The 23,554-nt window shown below is 64.4% G+C and carries 19 protein-coding genes; 8 read left to right on the plus strand and 11 right to left on the minus strand.

Annotation, left to right across the window (positions count from 1 at the left end; translation table 11 throughout):
* Window positions 1-29 precede the first annotated feature (29 nt).
* The gene (locus AC3A4M_RS19025) at window positions 30-377 is read left to right on the plus strand and encodes a cupin domain-containing protein (RefSeq protein WP_498737706.1); all 348 of its coding nucleotides are present in this window, start codon (window positions 30-32) and stop codon (window positions 375-377) included.
* Between the two features lie 57 nt (window positions 378-434).
* Here the strand turns inward: AC3A4M_RS19025 and AC3A4M_RS19030 are convergent, their stop codons facing one another.
* Together AC3A4M_RS19030 and glnA are read right to left on the minus strand one after the other, a co-directional pair.
* The gene (locus AC3A4M_RS19030) at window positions 435-596 is read right to left on the minus strand and encodes a DUF7455 domain-containing protein (RefSeq protein WP_171059245.1); all 162 of its coding nucleotides are present in this window, start codon (window positions 594-596) and stop codon (window positions 435-437) included.
* 180 nt (window positions 597-776) lie between these two features.
* Window positions 777-2,201, minus strand: a complete 1,425-nt coding sequence (gene glnA, locus AC3A4M_RS19035; RefSeq protein WP_498737708.1) for a type I glutamate--ammonia ligase — start codon at window positions 2,199-2,201, stop codon at window positions 777-779.
* A 242-nt stretch (window positions 2,202-2,443) separates the two neighbouring features.
* Between glnA and AC3A4M_RS19040 the strand changes: the two genes are divergently transcribed.
* On the plus strand, window positions 2,444-2,881 hold the full coding sequence (locus AC3A4M_RS19040) for an RDD family protein (RefSeq protein ID WP_498737710.1): 438 nt from the start codon (window positions 2,444-2,446) through the stop codon (window positions 2,879-2,881).
* A 77-nt stretch (window positions 2,882-2,958) separates the two neighbouring features.
* Here the strand turns inward: AC3A4M_RS19040 and AC3A4M_RS19045 are convergent, their stop codons facing one another.
* From AC3A4M_RS19045 to lipB, 3 genes are all read right to left on the minus strand, one after another.
* Window positions 2,959-3,717 (minus strand): DUF4191 domain-containing protein, encoded by a 759-nt coding sequence (locus AC3A4M_RS19045; RefSeq protein ID WP_498737712.1) that lies wholly within the window; start codon window positions 3,715-3,717, stop codon window positions 2,959-2,961.
* A gap of 118 nt (window positions 3,718-3,835) precedes the next feature.
* Window positions 3,836-4,849 (minus strand): lipoyl synthase, encoded by a 1,014-nt coding sequence (gene lipA / locus AC3A4M_RS19050; RefSeq protein WP_498731793.1) that lies wholly within the window; start codon window positions 4,847-4,849, stop codon window positions 3,836-3,838.
* Window positions 4,846-5,559, minus strand: a complete 714-nt coding sequence (lipB, locus tag AC3A4M_RS19055; protein ID WP_498737714.1) for a lipoyl(octanoyl) transferase LipB — start codon at window positions 5,557-5,559, stop codon at window positions 4,846-4,848. The genes lipA and lipB overlap by 4 nt, the downstream gene beginning before the upstream one ends.
* Before the next feature lie 103 nt (window positions 5,560-5,662).
* Between lipB and AC3A4M_RS19060 the strand changes: the two genes are divergently transcribed.
* Window positions 5,663-7,279, plus strand: a complete 1,617-nt coding sequence (locus AC3A4M_RS19060) for a serine/threonine-protein kinase (protein ID WP_498737715.1) — start codon at window positions 5,663-5,665, stop codon at window positions 7,277-7,279.
* 20 nt (window positions 7,280-7,299) lie between these two features.
* On the opposite strand, the gene AC3A4M_RS19065 is transcribed toward AC3A4M_RS19060, so the two are convergent.
* A complete protein-coding gene (locus tag AC3A4M_RS19065; protein WP_498737716.1) occupies window positions 7,300-8,202 on the minus strand; it encodes a TIGR01777 family oxidoreductase in 903 nt (300 codons plus the stop codon).
* A 91-nt stretch (window positions 8,203-8,293) separates the two neighbouring features.
* On the opposite strand from AC3A4M_RS19065, the gene AC3A4M_RS19070 reads away from it, so the two are divergent.
* Complete coding sequence (locus AC3A4M_RS19070; RefSeq protein ID WP_498737718.1) at window positions 8,294-11,755, plus strand: S41 family peptidase; 3,462 nt, start codon at window positions 8,294-8,296, stop codon at window positions 11,753-11,755.
* A 76-nt stretch (window positions 11,756-11,831) separates the two neighbouring features.
* Here AC3A4M_RS19070 and AC3A4M_RS19075 read toward each other — a convergent pair whose 3' ends face one another.
* From AC3A4M_RS19075 to AC3A4M_RS19095, 5 genes are all read right to left on the minus strand, one after another.
* Complete coding sequence (locus AC3A4M_RS19075) at window positions 11,832-12,263, minus strand: OsmC family peroxiredoxin (protein WP_074702582.1); 432 nt, start codon at window positions 12,261-12,263, stop codon at window positions 11,832-11,834.
* Between the two features lie 215 nt (window positions 12,264-12,478).
* Window positions 12,479-12,838 carry a hypothetical protein gene (locus tag AC3A4M_RS19080; protein WP_498731799.1) on the minus strand — a complete coding sequence of 120 codons (360 nt, stop codon included), beginning with the start codon at window positions 12,836-12,838 and terminating at the stop codon, window positions 12,479-12,481.
* Window positions 12,839-13,012: 174 nt separating this feature from the next.
* Window positions 13,013-14,737 carry a 2-oxoglutarate dehydrogenase, E2 component, dihydrolipoamide succinyltransferase gene (sucB, locus tag AC3A4M_RS19085; RefSeq protein ID WP_498737721.1) on the minus strand — a complete coding sequence of 575 codons (1,725 nt, stop codon included), beginning with the start codon at window positions 14,735-14,737 and terminating at the stop codon, window positions 13,013-13,015.
* A gap of 119 nt (window positions 14,738-14,856) precedes the next feature.
* Window positions 14,857-16,239: a dihydrolipoyl dehydrogenase gene (lpdA, locus tag AC3A4M_RS19090; protein WP_498737723.1), complete on the minus strand. Its 1,383-nt coding sequence runs from the start codon at window positions 16,237-16,239 to the stop codon at window positions 14,857-14,859.
* A gap of 212 nt (window positions 16,240-16,451) precedes the next feature.
* On the minus strand, window positions 16,452-17,981 hold the full coding sequence (locus tag AC3A4M_RS19095; RefSeq protein WP_498737724.1) for a leucyl aminopeptidase: 1,530 nt from the start codon (window positions 17,979-17,981) through the stop codon (window positions 16,452-16,454).
* A gap of 261 nt (window positions 17,982-18,242) precedes the next feature.
* Here AC3A4M_RS19095 and AC3A4M_RS19100 point away from each other — a divergent pair, with 261 nt between their 5' ends.
* The 4 genes from AC3A4M_RS19100 (at window position 18,243) to AC3A4M_RS19115 (ending at window position 23,513) form a co-directional block, all read left to right on the plus strand.
* Window positions 18,243-19,190, plus strand: coding sequence for a proteasome assembly chaperone family protein (locus AC3A4M_RS19100; protein WP_498737725.1), 948 nt, complete (start codon window positions 18,243-18,245; stop codon window positions 19,188-19,190).
* A 51-nt stretch (window positions 19,191-19,241) separates the two neighbouring features.
* On the plus strand, window positions 19,242-20,594 hold the full coding sequence (locus AC3A4M_RS19105) for an MFS transporter (protein ID WP_498737727.1): 1,353 nt from the start codon (window positions 19,242-19,244) through the stop codon (window positions 20,592-20,594).
* A 157-nt stretch (window positions 20,595-20,751) separates the two neighbouring features.
* Window positions 20,752-21,957, plus strand: coding sequence for a DUF4192 domain-containing protein (locus AC3A4M_RS19110; RefSeq protein ID WP_498737729.1), 1,206 nt, complete (start codon window positions 20,752-20,754; stop codon window positions 21,955-21,957).
* A 317-nt stretch (window positions 21,958-22,274) separates the two neighbouring features.
* Entirely contained in the window at window positions 22,275-23,513 is a 1,239-nt protein-coding gene (locus AC3A4M_RS19115) for an RNA polymerase sigma factor (RefSeq protein WP_101632632.1), read from the plus strand.
* The last annotated feature ends 41 nt before the right edge of the window (window positions 23,514-23,554 follow it).

Consider the following 23,554-nt stretch of genomic DNA (forward strand, 5'->3'; position numbering starts at 1 on the left):
CAGAACCACTGATGAAGGAGCGCAACGACATGACTGATATCGACGTGATCGCACGTGAACATCTGAGTGCGGCGGGCGGCGCAGCGCACGGCCGCAGTGCCGCGATGGTGGCCCAGGACGGTCCGCTGCGCCAAACGGTGCTTGCTCTGCGGGCGGGAGCGGTCCTGGGCGAGCACAATGCCCCGTTGGCTGCCAGCATCTATGTCCTGGAGGGATCGGTCACCGTAGTCTCGGCCGGTGGGCGGCTCGTCGTTAACGAGAACCAGCTCGAAATCATCCCGCAGGAACGCCACTCGGTCGAAGCCAACGAGGACTCCGTCTTCCTGCTCACCGCTGTCACCGAAACCCACTTAAACTCCGGTTCCATCAAGGCCTAACGACGACGGCGACGTTCTCACCTTCAACTGGAATTCCGCCGGGAGTAACCTGCCCTACTACTTCGCTTCAAGTAGGTACCGTTCGTCTTGAACGCTGATGGCGTAGGCAAAGAGCGCTTCTTGGTATTCCCGATAGTGGTGGGCGCACCAGGAGAGCATGCCGCCGGTGTCGAGCATTACCTGAACGTAGGCGGGGACCCCGCATCGATCACACAACATTTCGCCCTCCCTAGGTGTGATGCAACTGGTGTGTAATCTCCAGTGTGCCTCACTGTGCTTGGGGTGGGCTTGGGATGGATATTCCTGAACAAAAGAGTCCGCACGGGCCGCCGTCACCGAAGTGTGGGCCGCTCGTGCGGACTCTTTGCAGACTAACCGCGGTTTTGCTGCGGGATTTGGCTAGCAGCCGTAGTAGAGCTCGAACTCGTAGGGGTTCGGGCGCAAGGCCAGCGGCGCAATTTCGTATTCGCGCTTGTAGGCAATCCACGTGTCGATGAGGTCCTGGGTGAAGACACCGCCGGCCTGCAGGAACTCGTTGTCGGCCTCCAGTGCCTCCAGCGCTTCCTCAAGGGAACCCGGAGCCTTCTGGATGTCCTTGGCTTCCTCAGCGGGAAGCTCGTAGAGGTCTTTGTCAATCGGGTCGGCCGGCTCGATGCGGTTGCGGATGCCGTCCAGACCTGCCATCAGCTGGGCTGCGAAGGCCAGGTACGGGTTGGAGCTGGGGTCCGGTGCGCGGAATTCGAGGCGCTTGGCCTTCGGGTTGGAACCGGTGATCGGGATGCGGATACCGGCGGAGCGGTTACCTTGCGAGTAGACCATGTTTACCGGAGCTTCGAAGCCCTTGACCAGACGGCGGTAGGAGTTCACTGTCGGGTTGGTGAAGGCCAGCACGGCCGAAGCGTGCTTGAGCAGGCCGCCGATGTACCAGCGGGCGGTGTCGGACAGTCCGGCGTAGCCCTTCTCATCGTAGAAGAGCGGCTCGGAGCCGTTCCAGAGCGACTGGTGGCAGTGCATGCCTGAGCCGTTGTCGCCGAACACGGGCTTCGGCATGAAGGTGGCGGACTTGCCCCAGGCGTCGGCGACGTTCTTGACGATGTACTTGAACTTCAGCAGATCATCGGCAGCGTGGGTCAGCGTGGTGAATTTGTAGTTGATTTCCGCCTGGCCGGCAGCGCCCACCTCGTGGTGGGAGCGCTCAACTTCAATGCCTACCTCGTCCAGCTCGACACAGATGGCGTCGCGCAGGTCGGCCTGCTTGTCGGTAGGGGCAACGGGGAAGTAGCCGCCCTTGACCGGGGTCTTGTAGCCCTGGTTGCCCCCCTCTTCCTTGCGGCCGCTGTTCCAGTGGGCCTCGACGGAATCCACCTTGTAGAAGGAGTGCTCCGGGCTGGACTGATACCGTACGTCGTCGAAAATGAAGAATTCGGCTTCGGAGGCAAAGTAAGCGGTGTCGGCAATGCCGGTCGATGCCAGGTAGGCCTCGGCGCGCTCGGCAACGCCGCGGGGGTCGCGGTGGTACGGGTCGCCGGTGCGCGGGTTCACGATCGAGAAGTTCAGCGCAAGGGTCTTCTCCACGCGGAAGGGATCGATGAATGCGGTGGTGACGTCGGGGATGAGCTGCATGTCGGACTCGGCGATGCCCTGGAAGCCCCGGATGGAGGAACCGTCGAACAGCTGGCCGTTGATGAAGAAATCCGCGTCAACGGTCTTGGCCGGCACGTTGAAGTGCTGCTGGACGCCTGGCAGGTCTGTGAATCGGATGTCGACGAACTTTACTTCTTCGTCGGCGATGTACTTGAGGACCTCGTCCGCATTCTTGAACATCGGGTCATGCTCCTTACGCATTCATGGGGGTACCTGCCGGCTGCAACACAGGCGCCAGCAACAGTTACTAATGTAGAAGCAGGGAATTTCCCTTTGGTGTCGCGATTGTTTCCGGCAGGTTACTTAATCGATGTGCACCTAAGCCTAGCGCGGTGTTACCGCCAGCACCCAGACGGCGTTATGCATGTCACTTGCGGTGGCCGTCACCACCGGCTCCTGCCGGAGGTCGGTAGGCTAGAGGAGTGGTAAGCAGAAAAGACCTTGGTTCCTGGCTCGAAGGACCGCCTCCCTCCAAAGAGCAGCAGTGGCCCGGCCAGCGGTTGGGGCTGCCCCAGCGCGGCCCGGGCTCGATCGCGCGCCTTGGACGCCGCGTCATTGCCCTGATGATCGACTGGATCCTTTGCTATCTCATAGCCGCATGGCTGTTCGACGGCAACGAGCTGAGCATTCTGCTGATCTTCGCCGTTGAGCAGCTGCTCCTGATCAGCACGCTCGGCTACAGCATTGGGCACCGTGCAGTTGGCATTCAGGTGCGCAAGCTGGACGGGTCCGCCGCCGGGCCGCTTGCCGCCGTTGTCCGTACCGTGCTGCTCTGCCTGGTTGTTCCCGCGGTAGTCTTCGACGCCGATCAGCGCGGCCTGCACGACCGCGCAATGGGCACGGTCCTGGTACGCATGTAGTTCACAAACTTTACCAACGACGGCGGCGCCCCACCTTGGAAAGGTGAGGCGCCGCCGTCGTTAGTGGCTTGGTATGGTCAGCGGCCGCGCATTGCCTTGCGGTCCGGGCGGGCCTTGAACGGATCAACGCCCTTCGGGATGGGCAGTTTATTGCTGCCGAGGGCCTGCAGGCGCTTATCCACCGCATGCACCTCCTGCTTGGTCAGTTCCTTCTTGAGCTTCTGGACCTTCTTGGCTACCTTGCTCAGTTCAACCTGGCCCTCGCCGCGGCCGGTCTCGATGACGTGGACCTTCACGTTGGGCAGGATGCGGTTCAGCTTCCGGCGTTCGGCGTCCACCAAGGTCTTGACGCGGTTCGAAGGCCCCTCGGTCACGAGGATGACGCCGGGGCGGCCGATCGCACGGAAGACTGCATCCTGGGTTCGCGGGTTGACTGCCACCGGCTGTTCCTGCAGGATCCAGCCGCGGCGCAGCACGCTCAGGGCGGCACCGGATGCACCCGGCTGGCCCTCGATCTGGGCGAAGGCGGCGCGTTCGGCACGGCGGGAGAGGATGAAGGTTGCCGCCAGCAGGCCCAGCGGGATGGAGATGATCAACAGGGTGACCCAGTTGTTGATCAGGAACCCGATGAGCAGGCCAACGGCCACGATGCCCAGGAAGGCCAGCAGCATGAGCCAGACTACGTTGGGATCGTTGCGCCGGGTCATCTGGAAGACCTGGCCGATCTGCTTCAGGCGCCCGGGGCCTTTTTTCGCCTTGGCAGGCTTCTCGGCTTTGGGCTTGCGTGAGAAGAGACCACGCTTGGTATTTGCGTTGGAATCGGTGCTATTGGCCATAATGACTCAATTCTATCGTGAAGCCGGCCGGAATTTTGGCCGAGGCGCGGGCACAGCGAGAGGGCCCGGCGCTGCGGCGTCCGGACCCCCTCGGGTGAAAAGTTGCAGCCGGGTGGCGTTACCGGGAGATAAGGCTGGAGGCTTCCTGCCGGGTGGCGCCGGAATCCTCGATGCCTTCGGCGATGTGGGCGAGTTCCGGGGGCAGTTCCCGTCCCTTCTTGCGCATCGCGGTGGCCCAGAGGCGGCCGGCCCGGTAGGAGGAGCGCACCAGCGGGCCGCTCATAACGCCGAGGAAGCCGAGCTCGATTGCCTCTTCCTGCAGTTCCACGAATTCCTGGGGCTTGACCCAGCGTTCCACCGGGTGGTGGCGTTCGGTGGGGCGCAGGTACTGGGTGATGGTGATCAGGTCGCAGCCGGCCTGGTGCAGATCGCGGAGCGCCTCGGAAATTTCCTCGCGGGTCTCGCCCATGCCCAGGATCAGGTTGGACTTGGTGACCATGCCGTGCTGCTGGCCCTGGGTGATGACATCCAGGGAGCGTTCATAGCGGAAGGCCGGGCGGATGCGCTTGAAGATGCGCGGCACGGTCTCCACGTTGTGGGCAAAGACCTCGGGTTTGGTCTCGCAGATGGCGCTGATGTGCTCGGGCTTGCCGGAGAAGTCCGGGATCAGGATTTCGACGCCGGTGCCCGGGTTCAGCTCGTGGATCTTGCGGATGGTTTCCGCGTAGAGCCAGACGCCTTCGTCGGCCAGGTCGTCGCGGGCCACCCCGGTGACGGTGGCGTAGCGCAGGTTCATCTGCTGGACCGACTGGGCCACCTTGGTGGGCTCCAGAATGTCGATGGGGGAGGGCTTGCCGGTGTCGATCTGGCAGAAGTCGCAGCGGCGGGTGCATTCGGAGCCGCCGATGAGGAAGGTGGCCTCGCGGTCTTCCCAGCACTCGAAGATGTTCGGGCAGCCGGCTTCCTCACAGACCGTGTGCAGCCCTTCCTTCTTGACCAGGTTTTTCATGCTCACGTATTCGGGGCCGATGTTGACCTTGGCCTTGATCCAGTCCGGCTTGCGCTCGACCGGGGTGGCCGCGTTTCGTGCTTCGACGCGCAGCAGACGCCGTCCTTCGGGGGCGAGAGTCACTTCAGGGCTCCTTCGGGCTGGCTGGTGCCAGCTGTGTTGGCGGTATTCTCGGGCAGGCCGGCCGGTTTAACCAGCGCTGCCTCGTACTTGTTCAGTTCCTCTTCGACCCGGCCGGCAACATCGGCGGGGGAGATGTTGCGTCCGGCTTCTACACTCATGCTGGTGGTGCCGGCGTCGGTGATGCCGCAGGCAATGATCTGCGCATACGGTGCCAGATCATTATTGCAGTTCAGGGCGAAGCCGTGCATGGTCACGCGGCGGTTGACCCGGATGCCGATGGCGGCAATCTTGCGGTCCTGCCGATCGCCGTCGCCCTTGATCCAGACACCGGAGCGGCCTTCGATCCTGGAGCCGTTGATGCCGAAGCCGGCGAGCACGTTGATCAGGACCTGCTCCAGAATGTCCACGTAGTCGGCAACCTTGGTGGGATCCGGCAGGGCCAGGATCGGATAACCAACCAGCTGCCCCGGGCCGTGCCAGGTCAGCTTGCCGCCGCGGTCCACATTGATGATGGGCGTGCCATCGAATGGCTTCTCATGTTCTTCGGTCCGCTTGCCGGCCGTGTAAACAGGGCTGTGTTCCAGCAGGAGGACTTTGCCCTCAGCGGTGCCGGCAACCACATCAGTGTGGATTCGACGCTGCAGGTCCCACCCTTCCTGGTAGTCGACGAAGTCGGGGGCAAACCCTATCCGGGAAAACTCAAGGCTCATGGCGACAGCCTACGCCTTGAGCCGGTAGTGGCTCCATTTGTGTGAAGGGCCATGGTTGTGGATAACTTCTGCAGCGGATCGGCGGCTGTAGTAAATCTGGAGCATGATGCTCCAGCACCCGACACAAGCCGGTGACAGCAGCCCTGCGGATGAGCCGGCCCGGCCGCAGGTACCCGGATTCCGGGTACAACGCTGGCTCGGCAGCGGGTCTTCGGCCGCCGTGTGGCTGGTGGCGGAAGAGGCCGGCGGCCGCGAATATGCGTTGAAGGTCTTCAATCCCAACGGCGGCGATGCGCGTCTGGAGGCGGAGCGGGAACGGCTGCTGACCGACGGACTGCGGCACGACCATCTGTTGCAGGTCTTCCGCAAGGTGGACACGGACGCCGGGCTGGGATTGCTGCTCGAATACGCCGCGGGTGGATCGGTGGCTTCGGTCATTGCCGCGCGGGGCCCCTTGTCTGTGGCCGAAACGGTTACGGTGCTGACGCCGATCGCGCAGGCGCTGGCGTTTCTGCACGCAGGCGGCAGGACGCATGGCGACGTTTCGCCCGGCAACGTCCTCTTCACGTCCATGGGCAAACCGCTGCTGGCGGACTTCGGTATCGGCCGGGCGGTCGGCAGCCACCGGGCCGACGACGGCGGGACGCCGGGATTCCGTCCACCGTCGCCAAGGCGGGGCGACGTCGGGCAACGGCTGGAGCCGGAGGCGGACATCTACGCGTTGGCCGCCCTTGGCTGGTTCATGCTCACCGGACGGGTACCGGCCGCCACCGCCCAGCGTCCGCCGTTGAATGTCATGGTGCCGGACGTGCCGCTGCCCTTGGTGGAGTTGCTGGAAGCGGCACTGGCGGATGGGGCCGAGCAACGGCCGGAGGCGGAAGAGTTTGCCCGCCGGGTTTACCGGACCGCGGACCCGGCACCGGTGGACCTGTCCGCCGCTGTACATCCGTCGGTGGCCCCGCAGCTGCTGACCCGACGGATTGTCAGGGACGGCAAGAAGCGGACCGCCTTTGGAGTCAAGCGGCGTGGGCCGCGGCCGGCAAAAAAACCGGACCGCCTGCGGAAGCCGCAGGCGGTCCGGCGTGCTGCCGGCGCCGCAACCCGTCAGGGTAAGGCGCCCCTTGGCCGCGTCCTCGTTGTTGCGGCCTCCTTGGCGATTGCCCTTGCATTGGCCGTTTTCGCGGGTAATCTGCTCGTCGGGTCCAAGGCAATTGACACACCCGGAGACGCGGCTGCGCAGGCCGCAGCAGCGGCGGTGCCGGGCGGGGCGGCCGCCGATGCAACCGGACCGCCTACGGCTCGGCCGCTGCCCGAAGAGCTGGTGCAGGCAGCTACAGCGGAAGATCCGGCAGCTGCCGTTGCCGCCTTGACCTGGTTGCGTACCGAAGCGCTGCGGAGCAGGGACCTGTCCGTGCTGGACGACGTTAACGTCGCCGGGTCCGCTCCGATGGCGGCGGACACCGAGGTTATATCCACGCTGGCCTCGCTGGAACACTGGTTCAGCGGACTCGCAGCCAAGGCCGAGGAGGTGCGGACGGTGTCCCGTACCGGGACATCGGCGGTGGTCGAAGCCACAATCAGCACTTCACCGTTTGAGCAGCGCGACGCCGGCGGTGGCCTCGTCCTGTCTGTGACGGAGGGCAAGAGGCAGCAGTTGGTGCTGGTGCTGGAACGCCAGGACGGCAGGTGGCTGATTGGCGAAGTCCGCGACGGCGCCTGATGCGGCGTGTGCGGGCGGGTTCAGCTGCGGCGGCCCAACTCGTCGTGGATCCAACGGGCAGCGTCTTGCAGGTTTGCCTGGCCGAACTCGAAACCCGCGGCCTCAAGACGCTCCGGAAGCATGCGTTGGCTCGCCAGGATGATGTTCTCAGCCAAGCCGGGCAGAACCGTGGTCAACACTTCCTGCGGGACGCGGAACGTCGCAGGCCGGTGCAGTTCGGCCGCCAGGACGGACACCAGTTGGTCTACCTGGGCCGGAACGGGCGCGCACACATTCACAGGGCCGGACAGCCCCGATTCGAGCAGGAAGGCCAAGGCTCGTACTTCATCCGCCAGCGTGATCCACGGCCACCATTGCCGACCGGTGCCGAGCGGGCCGCCCAGGCCCAATCTGAGCGGCAGCAGCAACCGCGGCAGGGCTCCGCCATGGGGTGTCAGCACCACGCCGGTACGGGTAACGATGGTCGGAGACGAGGCCTGCAACGCCGCCTCTTCCCAACGCCGGCAGACATCCGCCATCACGGGCGAACTGCCGGCTGCGGATGCTTCCGTAAGGACCTCATCGCCGCGGTCCCCGTAGATTCCGGAACCGGATTGGCTGATAAAGACCTTCGGAGGGTTCTCCAGTTGGTTAATGGCTCCGGCGAGGGTGCGGGTGCTGGCAACACGGGAGGAATACAGTTGCTCGCGCGATGACCTGGTCCAGGGCCGGGCCCGCAGCGGTGAACCGGACAGATTGACTACGGCATCGTGGCCCGCGACCACCCGCGGATCCAGACGGCCGGCCGCCGGATCCCATTCGAACTCACCCTCGCCGCGCGGCGGGCGGCGGACCAGCCGCCTGACCCGGTGTCCGGAGGAAACCAGGTGTTCGGCCAGCGCCTTGCCGATCAGACCGGACGCGCCCGAAATGAGGATCTTCATCTGCCCATCACATCATCGAATACCAAGTTGGGGAACGGCCTGCGGCAAGTCACCGACCTGTCTGCCGCAGCGAGATGGTTAAGATCGAAGCATGACCTCATCGAGTTACTTCCGCTATCCGCACGTCCACGCCGAGCTGGTCACCTTTGTGGCCGAGGACGATGTGTGGGTGGCACCGCTGCAGGGCGGCCGGGCCTGGCGGATTTCGTCGCTGGGGCTTCCTGCCCGGAACCCGCGTTTCTCGCCCGACGGCGGGCATATTGCGTGGAGCGTGGTGCAGGGCAGCGCGCCCGAGGCTGTCGTAGCTGCCGTGGATGGCGGCGGGTTCAGGCAGCTGACCTACTGGGGCCATGCCTCCACCCGGGTCAAGGGCTTTACCGCAACCGGCGACGTCATCGTGACCAGCGCGCACCAGCGGGAGGAATCCCGCCATACCTGGGCGCACGCGGTGCCGTTGGACGGGTCCGTCGCCAAGGTACTGAAGTTCGGTCCGGTCGATTCGATTGCCTTCGGGCCGGTCGTCGGTGACGAGCGTCCCGTGGCGATCGGCAGCGTGCTCTCCCGCGAGCCGGCCTGGTGGAAGCGCTACCGCGGCGGAACCGCCGGCAAACTCTGGATCGACCGGGACGGTTCGGGCGAATTCCAGCGTCTGGCGGCGGACCTGGACGGCAGTCTGGCCGACCCCATGTGGATCGGCGGCCGCGTCGCCTTCCTCAGCGACCATGAAGGCTACGGCAACCTCTACTCCGTCGCGCCGGACGGATCCGACCTGCGCCGGCATACCGATCACGAGGAGTTCTATGTCCGCCACGCCTCCACCGACGGGCAGCGGATTGTGTATGAATCCGCCGGCGAACTGTGGCTGGTGGAATCGCCCGGCGATGAACCCAAGAAGCTGGACATCAGCCTTGGTTCGGCTTCGACCTCGCGCCGTCCGCGGCCGCTGGACGTTGCCCGGCACCTGGCCGCCGCTGTTCCCAACCAGGACGGGACGGCCTCGGTTGTGGAAAGCCATGGCACCATCCACTGGCTCACCCACCGCGATGGCCCCTCGCGCGTAGTCGAAGCGACCCCCGGCGTCCGTGCCAGGCTGGCCCGTCCGCTCGGTGCGGACACAGTTATTTACGCGGCAGACCACGACGGCGTCGAGGCGCTCTACCTCCGCCGCGTCTTCGAGGACCTTCCGGCCGCCACGATGGGGGAGTCCGCGCAGCCCAAAACGCCGGAGCCTGAACCGGACGCAGCCCTGCCCCGGCCGGTCTCCGCTTCAGCCGTGGTGGCGAACCCCCAGCCGGCGGCGCCGTCGTCGTCCGTTTCTACGGATGAAACAGCGAACGACGGCGGAACCCCGACAGAGCAGGCAGCCAGCCGCGTCAGCGGCACCCGACGAATCGACTTTGCCGCCCCCACGCGCGTGAGCACCATTTCCGCCAGTCCCGATGGCAAGCTGGCGGCCGTGGCGACGGAATTCGGCCAGCTCCTGGTGCTCGAGGCCGAATCCGGCGAGCTGCGCGAAGTGGCCTCGACCGGCCATGGTGCGATCAACGAGGTGGTTTTTTCGCCCGATTCGCGGTGGCTCATGTGGACCGAACCCGTATCGTCCGAGGGCAGCCGGACCAAACTCAGAGTGGCGGAGGTCACCGCATCCGGTGGGGACGGCGTTCTGGATATCACCGACGGGCGCTTCCGGGACCACGGGCCGGCCTTCAGCCCGGACGGCAAATTTGCGGCGTTCCTCTCGGAGCGCAGCTTCGATCCGGTTTACGACACGCACAGCTTCGACCTGAGCTTTCCGCAGTCCACCAAACCCTTCCTGGTGGCGCTGGACTCCGCGACGCCGTCGCCTTTCGGCCCGGCGGTCCACGGCACTGTCCCCGAGCCGGCGCCGGAGGTCGGCACAGAGCCCGATGCCCCGGCCGGAGTTCCGCCCGTTGTTGTCGACCCGCTGCAGCTGCCGGAGCGGATCATTCCCCTCCCGGTGCCGCAGGGCCGCTACAGCAGCCTGGCTGCGGTTGACGGAGCGCTGCTCTGGCTGGCCACGGAGGCTGCGGGCGTCACCGGTGAGGGCCGGGCGTCGGCGGAAGAGCCGGACCAGCCGAACCGGCTGGAGCGGTTCGACATCTCACGCCGCGAGGTCAGCGTTTTGGTGCCGGCGCTGGAATCCTACGGCGTGTCCGGGGACCGCAAACATTTGGTGTACTTGAACAAACAGCAGGTCCGGGCCGTGCCGGTGGCCGCCAAGGTCGAAGACGACGCGCCGGACAGCGTCCAGGTGGACCTGAGCCGGATCCGCCTGCTGTTGGATCCGCTGAAGGTGTGGGGCCAGGCCTTCGACGAAGCCTGGCGGCTGCAGCGGGACTTCTTTTGGGCCGAGGACATGGCCGGTCTCGACTGGGACGGGGTCTACCAGCAGTACCGTCCGTTGGTGGAACGCCTCGGCTCCCACGACGATCTAGTGGACCTGCTGTGGGAGCTCCATGGCGAACTGGGCACGTCGCACGCCTACGTAACTCCCGCGCCCGTGACCGAGCCCGGGGCCGGGAGGCAAGGGCTCCTCGGCGCGGATATCGTCAGCACGGACGCTGGGTGGAGCGTGCAGAACATCCTGGCCGGGGAGTCCTCGGATCCGCTGGCACGTTCCCCGCTGAATGCACCCGGTGCCGGGGTCAGGAACGGCGACATCATCGCCGCCGTGGACGGCATCCCGGTGGACCGGCGCAGCGGCCCGGGACCGCTGCTGGTGGGAGCCGCGGGCAAGACGGTGGAGCTGACCATCATCAACGGACCCGAGACGGAGGAACCGGGCAAACAACGCCGGATCGCCGTGGTGCCGGTAGCGGATGAAGAGCGGTTGCGGTACCAGAACTGGGTGGCTGGAAACCGGCGGATCGTGCGGGAAGCTTCCGGCGGCGGCTTCGGCTACCTGCACATCCCCGACATGGTGGCCCGCGGCTGGTCGCAGCTGCACCGGGACCTGGATGTGGAGACCACCAGGGACGCGCTGATCATCGATGTACGCAGCAACCGGGGCGGGCATACCTCCCAGCTCGTGGCGGAGCTGATCGGACGCAAGGTGACCGCCTGGAACCTTGCCCGGGGCGAGCAGCCGGGAACGTATCCGGCCCACGCGCCGCGAGGCCCCGTCGTTCTACTGACCGATGAATATGCCGGTTCGGACGGGGACATCATTACCCAGGTCGCCAAGCTGCGAGGCATCGGTCCGGTGGTCGGCACACGGACGTGGGGCGGCGTTGTGGGAATCGACGGCCGGTTCTCGCTGGCAGACGGCACCGGTGTCACCCAGCCGCGGTATGCCTTCTGGTTCACCCAGGATGTGGGCTGGAGCGTTGAGAACTACGGAGTGGAACCTGACATCGAGGTACCGTATCCGCCGCACGCCTACGCAGCGGCGGAGGACCCGCAGTTGGAGCACGGCGTGGGGATCCTCAAGGAGATGTTGAAGGAACTGCCGACCGACCGGCCGCCGGCGCTGTCCGGATACCGTTCGCTGCGGCCAGGCAAGCTGCCGCGGCGCCCGCAGGACGCCGGCTGATAGCCGCTCTGAAACAGTGAAGGACCCCGGTGCAGATTGCGCACCGGGATCCTTCATTTAATGCTGTCGCAGCTGGCTAGCTGGCCAAAGTAGCTTCGACGGTGATGCTGGGAACCGAAGCCAGTGCACCCGAAACCGGGCAGGTATCCTTGGCGCCGGTGGCCAGGCGCTGGAAGTCTTCGTTGCTGATGCCCGGGACGGTTGCGTCCACGGTCAGGCGGATTTCGGTGATCCCGGTGCCCGGTACGAAGTCAACGGCGGCCGACGTCTTGATGCTCTCGGCGGTAGTGCCGTTTTCCTTGAGCATGTTGCTGAACTGCATCGAGTAGCAGGTGGCGTGGGCAGCTGCCAGCAGTTCCTCCGGGCTGGTCTTGCCTTCCGCCTTTTCCGCGCGGGCGTCCCACGTCACGTCATAGGTGCCGAGGCCGGAGGTGTCTAGGGAAGTCTGGCCGGATCCGGTGAAAAGGTCGCCCTTCCATACGGTGTGGGCCGAGCGGGTTGTAGCCATGTGCACTCCTTGGGTCGGAACTGATTCGGATGATCCTACTGTGCGGGCAGCGGCACTAGCCGGTGCCTTCGTCTTCATCCTAGGGTGCGGCAGAATCGTTTGCCACCACGTTGCGTCCGGCTTGGAACGCGGCGACGGGGAAGGAAAAAGTTACGACCGGCATGCAAACGGCCGGCACCCCTGAGGGATGCCGGCCGTTGGATAAACCCCGTGGATCAGTTCCAGAGGGTTGCGAGGGCGATATTGAGCAGGGCCAGACCGCCCACTGCATGTGCCAGGCCGGTTGAGATGGGTTCATTGGCCTTGTACTTGCGGCGGCCGATGAAGGCCAGCACACCGACAACGAGGGCGATGACGAGCTTGATGCCGAGCTTGACGTAGTTGGGGTCAGTGAAGTCATCGGGCATGGCCGGGATGAGGCCCATCATGATGACGCCGGTGATCAGTTGGAGCATGGCGCCGTCGAACTGGCGCGGGTGGACGGTCGGCTTCTTCATGTTGCCGATCCAGATGCCCACGATCATGGCCGCACCTACGACGTGCAGAAAGACAAAAATGCTGTAAAGGATCTCCATGACATTTAGCTTATCGGCTCTGAGCAGGGAATACGCCGCGCCACGGAGCCGCAGGAGCTAACTTTTCTACGATCTGTAGTACGAGAATCCGTCGGAACTGTGCCGTTAAGCCTACGACGGCGGCGGGTGACGTTCGCTGGAACGCCACCCGCCGCCGTCGTTGTCCGGATCTGGTTAGAGGCCCAGGTCGGCCTCGAAGGCGCCCTCTTCCAGGCGCGTGCGGAGCGTCTGCAGGAAGCGGCCTGCGTCCGCTCCGTCGACCAGGCGGTGATCGTAGGTCAGCGACAGGTACATCATGGAGCGGATGGCGATCGAGTCATCACCGTTCGCGTCGGAGACCACAACCGGGCGCTTGACGATCGTACCGGTGCCGAGGATACCTACCTGCGGCTGGTTGATGATCGGGGTGTCGAACAGGGCACCCACGCTGCCGATGTTGGTGATGCTGAACGTGCCGCCGGACAGTTCGTCCGGGCCGATCTTGTTGGTCCGCGTGCGGTCCGCAACATCGGCGATCTTGCCGGCAAGGCCGGCCAGGTTCAGGTTTCCGGCGTCGCTAATAACCGGCACGAGCAGACCCTTGTCGGTGTCCACCGCGATCGCCAGGTGCTCGGCGTTGTGGTAGGTGATTTCCTGCTTCTCTTCGTCGTACGAAGCGTTCAGCTTGGGGTGCTGCTTGAGCGCTTCCGCGACCGCCTTGGCGATGAACGGCAGGAAGGTCAGCTTGGCGCCGTTCTGCTCCTGGAAGGAGTTCTTGGCCTTGGCGCGAAGCTTGGCAACCTTGGTCATGTCCACTTCATGGACCTGTGTGAGCTGCGTGGAAACATCCAGAGACTCGCGCATGCGGCGGGCAATGACCTGGCGGATGCGCGGGGCCTTCTCCACCGTGCCGCGCTTGCCTGCACCGGCGGCAGCCGGAGCGGGGGCCGGTGCCTTGCCTGCCGACGGAGCGGCCTGCGCTGCAGGAGCCTTGGCTGCCTCGGCAGCGGAGAGCACGTCCTGCTTGCGGATGCGTCCGCCGACACCGGTGCCCTTCACGGAGGACAAGTCGATGCTGTGCTGGTTGGCCAGCTTGCGCACCAGCGGAGTCACGTAACCGGCGTCGGAGCCGCCGGCACCTTCTGCAGCCTCGGCCTGGGCGGGGGCTGCAGGTGCCTTTTCAGGAGCGGGGGGCGCTGCCTGCTGGGCCGGAGCTTCTTCCTTGGCGGGAGCCGGCTGTTGGACCGGCTCTTCGCGCTGCTGTGCGGGTGCGGCGGCAACAGGCTCTGCCGCTGTCGGAGCTGCCTCGGCCGGGGCACCTGCGCCGGAGCCGATGACGGCGAGGACGGAGCCGACCTCGGCGGTCTCGTCCTCGTTCACCCGGATCTCCTGCAGAGTACCGGCTACCGGGGAGGGAATTTCGGTATCGACCTTGTCCGTGGAGACCTCAAGCAGCGGTTCGTCGACGGCTACCTCTTCGCCTACCTGCTTCAGCCAACGGGTGACGGTGCCTTCGGTGACGCTCTCACCCAGCGCGGGGAGCGTAACTTCGGTGCCCTCGCCCGAGCCGGACGTGCCCTTGGCGCCGGATTCGGCAGCCGGAGCTTCCTGCTTCGGAGCCTCTTCGGCGGGAGCTTCCTGTGCCGGAGCAGCCTCGGCCGGGGCAGCATCGCCGGAACCTGAACCGTCGCCGATGCGGACCAGCGCGGCGCCGACGTCGGCAGTTTCGTCTTCGGCGACGAGGATTTCCTCGATGACACCCGCAACCGGGGACGGGATCTCGGTATCAACCTTGTCGGTGGAAACTTCGAGCAGGGGCTCGTCTACTTCTACCCGGTCACCGACCTGCTTCAGCCAGCGGGTAACGGTACCTTCGGTGACACTCTCACCGAGGGCGGGCAAGTTCACGGTTTCAGACATTTCGTCCCCGTTCTCCTTAAATCTGTGTTCTCCGGTCCAGCTCTGGTCGGGCTGGGGAATCTTGTTTTGAGCTTAGTGCACCCCGCCTCAGGACGGAGTGCACCAAGCAGGGGGTCTGGCTAACCGTGAAGCGGCCGGCCGGCGAGGGACATGGCGGCCTCGCCGAGGGCCTCGTTCTGGGTCGGGTGGGCGTGGATCAGGGCGGCGACGTCTTCCGGGTAGGCTTCCCAGCTCACGATCAGCTGCGCTTCACCGATCTGCTCGCCGATGCGGCCGCCGATCATGTGCATGCCGACGATGGGGCCATCCTTCTGGCGGACCATCTTGATGATGCCGCTGGTGCCGAGGATGGAGCTCTTGCCGTTGCCGGCCAGGTTGTACTCGGCGGTTTCGACGTTCTCCTTGCCGAACTTCTCTTCAGCCTGCGGCTGGTTGAGCCCGACGGAAGCGATCTCCGGCTCGCAGAAGGTGACCTTCGGGATGTTGATGTCTTCAACGATCGCCGGGTTGTTGCCGGCGATTTCCTCGGCCACGAAGATGCCCTGCTGGAACCCGCGGTGGGCCAGCTGCACACCGGGAACGATGTCGCCAACGGCATAGATGTTGCCGACGCCGGTGTGGCAGCGCTCATCGGTGATGACGAATCCGCGGTCCACAGTCAGGCCGGTTTCCTCGAAGCCCAGGCCCGAGGTGCTGGCACCGCGGCCAACCGCCACGAGCAGCAGGTCGCCGTCGAAAGTCTTGCCGTCGGCGAGGGTGACGACGACGCCGTCGTCGTTCTGCTCTACCTTTTCGAAGAAGACGCCGGTGTTGGACTTGATGCCGCGCTTCTTGAAGGAACGCTCCAGGACCTTGATGATCGACGGGTCCTCGTTCGGAACCAGCGAGGGCAGGCCTTCGACGATCGTGACATCCACGCCGAACGACTTCCAGACGGACGCGAATTCGACGCCGATGACGCCGCCGCCGAGGATGACTGCCTTCTTCGGCAGCTCGGTCATTTCCAGCGCTTCGTCGGAAGTGATGACCTTGCCCCCGATTTCCAGGCCGGGAAGGGTCTTCGAGTAGGAGCCGGTGGCGAGGATGATGTTCTTGCCCGTGTAGGTGGTGCCGTTGACCTCGACCGTGTCTTTACCGGTGAGCTTGCCCTCACCCTCGATGACGGTAATGCCCTTCATCTTGATCAGACCGCTCAGACCCTTGAACTTGCCGGCGACGATGCCGTCCTTGTAGGCCTTTACCGCGTTCATGTCGATCGAATCCAAGGTCACGTTCACGCCGTACTTGGCGGAATCGCGCGCGTGGTCGGCCAGTTCAGCGGAGTGCAGCAGCGCCTTGGTGGGGATGCAGCCGTTGTGCAGGCAGGTGCCACCCAGCTTGCCCTTTTCGACCAGGCCTACCGTGAAACCCAGCTGTACGGCACGCAAAGCGGCGGCATATCCACCGCTGCCGCCGCCGAGTACCAGGATGTCGAATTCTTGCGCAGTTGCCGAATCGGCCACGTGAACGCTCCCTCGGGGTGTCAGGACGTGCGTCCGCACGTCGACTTTGATTGGGTGAAGTGAACTTCTAGGTGTTTTCTGATCACCTTAGCGTCACCCAGCTACCATCATCTACTCGGTGAAGGTGAATCCGGACCGCAATGTGCGCGGATTCACTTCACCATGTGATTGACGGATAGCGGCAGGGTGACGCCTGTCTAAAGGTGACCCGTTTAGCGGGCTCTTGACACCACGTCTTCCGCATAAGCTACCAGCGTCCGGACCGCGACACCGGTACCTTCCCTCGGCGTGTAGCCGTAGGCCGCGCCCTCATTGAATGCCGGGCCGGCGATGTCCAGGTGTGCCCACGGAATCTTTTCCCCATTGACCTCGCCGACGAATTCGCGCAGGAAGATTGCCGCCGTGAGCATGCCGCCGAATTTTTCGCCCATATTGGCCAGGTCGGCTACCGGCGAATCCAGGCTGGAACGCAGTTCCTCGGGCAGGGGCATCGGCCAGAACAGCTCGCCCGCACGGTCCGCCGCAGCCTTGACCGCGTCCCGCACGCCGTCCTCGCCCATCACGGCGGAAACACGGCTGCCGAGTGCAACCATCTGTGCACCGGTCAGTGTGGCAACGTCGATCAGTGCATCCGGCGCCTCCTCGCTCGCTGCAGCGAGGCCATCGGCCATCACGAGCCGGCCTTCGGCGTCGGTGTTGAGGATCTCGACCGTCTTGCCGCCGTACACCGTCATGACGTCCGAGGGCCGCTGGGCATGCCCCGACGGCATATTTTCCGCCAGGCACAGCCAGGCGGTGACCTTGACCGGCAAGCCCAGTTCGGCAATGGCCAGCAAAGCGTTAAGTACGACGGCGGCGCCCGCCATATCGCACTTCATCGTCACCATGCCGTTGGCCGGCTTGAGCGACAGACCGCCCGAGTCGAAGGTGATGCCCTTGCCGACGAAGGCGAGTTTAATCTTGGCCCGGGCAGGGGAGTACTCCACCTTGACCATCCGCGGCGGACGGGCAGAGCCCTTGCCGACGCCCACGAGCCCGCCGAAGCCCTCGCTTTCCAGCTTTTTCTCATCCAGTACGGTCACCTTGACCGGCAGATCCTTAGCCAGCGCCGCGGCTGCATCGGCGAACGTTTCCGGGTAGAGGTGGCTCGGCGGCTGGTTGACCAGGGTGCGCGTGGCATTGACCGCACGGCCGATGATCTGCGCACGTTTGACGGCTGCAATCACGCTCTTTTCGCCGGCCGCCGGGCTCAGCACGGTAACCGTTTCGACATGTTCGGGCCGCTTCCCGGACGCGGAGGCACTGCGGTGTTCGTTGTATGAGTACGCGCCCAGCGCCGCGCCTTCTGCCACGGCGGCCGCGGCGGCCGGTGTTTCGGCGGGCAGGGCAAGGGCGACACTTGAGATCCCGCCCAGCTGGCGCACCGCCGACCCGGCGGCCCGGCGCAGGGTTTCCTCGGACAGGGGGACACCCTGCTCCATCTTCCCCAACCCGGTAAGGACCAGGACCTCGGCATTGAGCTCGGGCAGGCCAGGCAGCCTTCGGACTTCATCGGTGGCGCCGGTGATGCCCAGTACCGTTAGGGAGTCGTTCAGCGCCTGGGCCGCTTTGCCGCGGAGCGGGCTGCCCACCAGGACCGGCCCGGACGTGTCTTGGGCCACCCCCACCACCAGTGCATCGCACTGGATCTTCCGGACGTCCTTGGCCGTGGCGTTGATCCTGGGCTCGGTGGTTCTGATCACGAAGTGCTGACCTCACTTGTCTTGAGTAGGAGTCCGCCGGGCCGCCCCCGGCCGATGCGTCCATTCGTAGCGTTGTGTCTACAGTAGTCCGTAGGGGCTTTAATGCGCCGGAACCTGACGGAACGGCGCATATTCCAATGCGGGTAGCTCCGGTTCCGGCCGCTACCGCAGAGCCACGGAATTATTTCGCCAGCGGGTGCGCTGATACAAAAGATAGTTGCGCAGTGTGCGCCCAAGCCCACCATCAGAACGGAGGACAGGATGCTCGATGCTAATTCATTGTTCAGCACAAATGCCGAACTGATTGGTTCACCGGAATTGCGTGGTCTCAACCTGGTCATGGGGTTTACCGGAATTGCCGAAGCCGGCCATGTCGTTTCCCAACTCGCGGAAGAACTGCTGGAGCAGTTGGATTCAGAACTCATTGCGTCCTTTGATGCGGACCAGCTCATCGACTACCGCAGCCAGCGGCCGCAGATTTCCTTCGTGGGCGACCACTTCACGGACTACGAGCGCCCGAAAATCGAGCTGTACCGGCTGCACGACGGAATGGGCCAGCCGTTCCTCCTCCTGACGGGCGCCGAGCCGGATTTGCAGTGGGAACGCTTCACCCGGGCAGTGATTTCCCTGGTGGAAAGGCTTGAGGTCCGGCTGGTGACGTGGGTGCAGGCGCTTCCGATGCCCGTGCCGCACACCCGTCCGCTCGGCGTGACGGTCCATGGAAACCGGCCGGAGCTCATTGACGGTATTACGGCTTGGAAACCAACCGTCCAGCTGCAGGCAGCCATCGGCCCCCTGCTGGAGGTGCGGTTGATCGAAGCCGGACATGATGTCACGGGTTATTCCGTCCACGTCCCGCACTATCTGGCCGAGGCGGAGTATCCGCAGGCTGCCGTGACGGCGATGGAGTATCTGGGTGCAGCTGCCTCGTTGGTCCTGCCGACCGACCGGTTGCGCGAGACCGGCCGTGATGTGGAGGCTCAAATAGCGCGGCAGGTTGACGAATCTGTCGAAGTCCAGCATGTGGTTAGCAAACTTGAAAAGCGCTATGACAAGTACGCCGAACACGAGACGCGTCGATCCCTGCTGACCAAGGACAATGACGAGCTTCCGGACGCCGAAGAGTTGGGGGCCGAAGTGGAAGCCTTCCTTGCCGGCCTTGCGGATACCCACCGTGGCCCTGAAACGGGCGGGGACTCCACCGACTGAGACTCGTCCGGTAATTAGTCTTCTGCCCGGGTCGCGCCAATAATAAGAGGCATGGATACACGGCGCGCCTGGTGGATATGGGGAACAGGCGTCTTCGCCTACCTCGTCGCCATCACCCAGCGCACCTCCTTCGGGGTGGCCGGCCTGCACGCTACCGAACGCTTTGATGCCACTGCCGCGGCTCTGTCCACGTTTACAGTCGTGCAGCTCCTCGTCTACGCGGGTCTGCAGATCCCCGTAGGTCTTATGGTGGACAGGTTTGGGCCCCGGTTCATGATTACCGGGGGTGCAGTTCTGATGTGTGCCGGCCAGGTCCAGCTCGCATTTGCTTCCTCCATTCCGGAAGGGCTGACCGGCCGTCTGCTGGTGGGCGCCGGTGACGCGATGACCTTTGTCTCGGTGCTGCGGCTGCTGCCGATCTGGTTCAGCGGAAAACGTATCCCTTTGCTGACCCAGCTGACTGGGCAGCTGGGTCAGCTGGGCCAGCTGCTCAGCGTTATTCCATTCGTGGCGCTGCTGAATCTGCAAGGCTGGCAGACAGCGTTCCTCTCCGTGGCCGCTCTGTCGGTTCTGTCCGTCATCCTCGCGGCGACTGTCATCCGCAATGTCCCCTCCGGGGTGGAGCAGGACCTGCCCCCCACGCTTCGGCAGACGGGTGTCTCTCTGGCGCAGGCGTGGAAACAACCGGGAACGCAGCTAGGGCTTTGGTCGCATTTCACGGTGCAGTTTGCCGGGAACGTCTTTATTCTGACCTGGGGATTTCCCTTCCTGGTTTCCGGTCAGGGACTGGAACCGGCTGCAGCGTCGGCACTGATGACTGTTTTCGTGGCGGTGGCACTGTGCAGCGGTCCGTTTTTCGGCCGGTGGGTTGCCCGCCATCCGCTCCGTCGTTCCTCGCTCGTATTGCTGATCATTGCCGCGACCGCAGCCGTCTGGCTAGCCGTGTTGCTGTATCCCGGGAGGGCACCTTTCTGGCTGCTGGTGGTGCTGGTTCTCGTCCTGGCGGTCGGCGGCCCGGGGTCAATGATCGCGTTCGACTTCGCCCGGACCTTCAACCCGGTGAGCCGGGCCGGCACAGCAACCGGAATTGTCAACGTCGGCGGGTTTGTCTCCGCGCTGCTCGTGATGTTCTGCGTCGGGGTGGCGCTGGATGCTCTTTATGCCAGCGGTTACTCGCAGGGGGAGCTCTACGCCCTGGACTCGTTCCGCATCGCCTTGAGCGTCCAGTTCCTGTTCCTGGGCGGCGGCACGGCTGCCATCCTGGTCATCCGCAGGAGGGTCAGGGCCAACATGGCTGCGGAGGGCCAGGATGTGCCGCCGCTGCGGGTGGCATTGGCCCGACAGCGCCGGTTGCGCAAACAACGCCGGGACCGCCGCCGTGATGCGGGCGCCGGCCGGCATTAAAGCAGGACACACACTGCCGGATGTGATTCAACAACTCCTGTGCGACCTGCATGCGATTCGCACGGCTCTTCCTCCACAAACGTGCCGCGGTGTCGACTGCTCCACATTGCGCCGTGGGGCTCTGTCCGACGGCATCAGGCCCGGCCAGATTGGGGGAATGAACAAACAAACAATTCATGTGTCCCGGCCAGAAGACATCCTTGGCTACATACCCCACGCTCTGGAGTTCCAACCCCGGCAAAGCCTGGTGCTGCTGTCCCTGAACGGCAAACGGCTAGGGGCTACCCTTCGCGTTGACCTGCCGAAGGACAGTGGTGAGGAGGAATTGGCCCGTTTTGCCGACGCTGCCACCGCTTACCTCCGCAAGGACAGCCGGGCGGACAGCTCGCTGCTGGTGTTGTACACCGATGCGTTGGAAGGGTGCATGCAGTTTCCCCCTTATGAGACCCTTTTGGACTTGCTCCTGACCGCTCTCGATGGTGCCGGCCTGCCCGTCCGGGACGGGTGGGTTGTGGGTTCCGAGCGATTCCGCTGCCTCCACTGCAAGGGGCCGGGTTGTTGCCCGGCGGGCGGCCATCCGGTGGAGCGTATCGCCGAAAGCACTATCAACGCGGAGATGATTTTCCGGGGGAGCAGCGTCGCCCCGTCCGTGAGCCAAGCCCTCGCTCTCCGACGCTCCGAATCCGCCGTCGCGAAGTCTGCAGCTGCCATGTTCAGTAAGAGCAGCGAAATCGTGCGGAAGCTTGAGGGGCGCTGGGATGCACCTGAGGTGTTCCGACGGACCCTGCTCTGCTGGGACGCAGCCATCCGCGCTGCGCCCGGACCGGAGCGGATCCCTTTCCTGCTCGCGAGCCTGACTTCGTTTCATGTCCGCGACGCCGTGATCGTGCTGATTTGCCGCGGACTGGATGCTGCTTACGGAGGCGCAGTCAGCAGCGGAGTGTTGACCGGTGCCGAACCGACCGGCATCGATGTCCCTCCGGTGGGGCCGTTTCCCTGCGCGACATGGAAACCGGGTATGACTTTGGATGCATACCGGCGCATCTTCGATGCCGTGCTGCTCGGGGATTCCCCGCAGGCCCCGCAATGGGCCAGGGTGGACCGTGCTGCGAATCTTCTGGTCGGCCTTTATTACGGGTCGGAGGGGTCGTCCAAGGCGGCAGCGGGAACTCTGCTGGCGTGGATTGAATGGGCCCGCGGCCGCGGATCCATGGCGCACGAAGCACTGGAAATGGTTCTGCAGGAGTTCCCGGACTACAGCCTCGCCCGGCTGCTCAGTGACTTCGTCGCGACCGGCACCCTGCCTGTTTGGGCTACGAACCGGGACTCATCGTGGTCCGGGTCAGCCGACCGAGCTGCCTGACCGGCATCGCGAGCCTCGGTGAAAGCCAGCCGAGCCCTGCCGCCCGCCATCTCCATACAGTCGCGGCAACACAGGCGAGGAAGGCAAATGTCCGTTCACCAGCGGGGTGAAAACGTGAGACAATGGGAACCGAGACCCGGTCGGGTTCGTGTTGCAAGTGGGTATGACCAGTATGGGAATACCCGCGGCGCAGAGCAGGTTATGTATCGCAGACCCTGCATCTGTGGCTTTTGCTTGAAATCAAACACGGACTTGACAGGGTCATAGTGGTGTTACCCACAGGTATCATCACAGACCGCCCGTATGAAAGGTTCTCTGTGTCACCTGAGAAGAAGACTGCTGCAGTTCCCGTGGAGGAGACTGCTACCGCCACGACAACTTCTGCCTCTCCCGCCGCGCCCAAGCGCCGCGGTCGCAAGCCAGGTGCAGCCGCAGCCAAGAAGGGCCCCGCAGCCAAGAAGACCACAAAAGCCGCTGAGGACCAGACTGACGTTGACGTCGAGGATGAGGACGCCGAGCCGGACGTTATTGACGAAGCCGATGAAGCTGACGAAACCGCAAAGCCTGCCGGCAAAGAAGGCGGCTTCGTCTACTCCGACGCGGACGACGATGATGCTCCCGCCCAGCAGGTAGTTTCGGCCGGAGCCACTGCAGATCCGGTCAAGGACTACCTGAAGCAGATCGGTAAGGTCGCCCTGCTGAACGCAGAGCAGGAAGTCGATCTCGCGCTGCGCATCGAGGCCGGACTTTTCGCCGAAGAGAAGCTGGCCAAGGACGATGGCAGCATGGAAACGCGCCTTCGCCGTGATCTGGAGCAGATTGTCCACGACGGCAAGCGTGCGAAGAACCACCTGCTCGAGGCCAACCTTCGTCTGGTCGTTTCGCTGGCCAAGCGTTATACCGGCCGCGGCATGCTTTTCCTGGACCTGATCCAGGAAGGCAACCTGGGCCTGATCCGTGCTGTGGAGAAGTTTGACTACACCAAGGGCTTCAAGTTCTCGACCTACGCCACCTGGTGGATCCGCCAGGCCATTACCCGTGCCATGGCCGACCAGGCCCGCACCATCCGTATTCCCGTGCACATGGTCGAAGTCATCAACAAGCTTGCCCGTGTACAGCGGCAGATGTTGCAGGACTTGGGCCGCGAGCCTACGCCGGAGGAACTGGCGCTGGAGCTGGACATGACGCCCGAAAAGGTTGTCGAGGTCCAGAAGTACGGCCGCGAGCCGATTTCCCTTCACACGCCGCTGGGCGAGGACGGCGACTCCGAGTTCGGTGACCTGATCGAGGACTCCGAGGCTGTTGTCCCGGCGGACGCAGTCAGCTTCACCCTGCTGCAGGAGCAGCTGCACTCCGTCCTGGATACCTTGTCTGAGCGTGAGGCCGGCGTCGTTGCCATGCGCTTCGGCCTAACCGATGGCCAGCCTAAGACTTTAGACGAAATCGGCAAGGTCTACGGCGTGACGCGGGAACGGATCCGCCAGATTGAATCCAAGACAATGTCCAAGCTGCGCCACCCGTCTCGTTCCCAGGTGCTGCGCGACTACCTGGACTAATCTCCACGGCCAATAATGATGGCGCCGTCCCTCGAAAGGGG

The sequence above is a fragment of the Arthrobacter sp. Soil_C_60 genome (assembly GCF_057656375.1).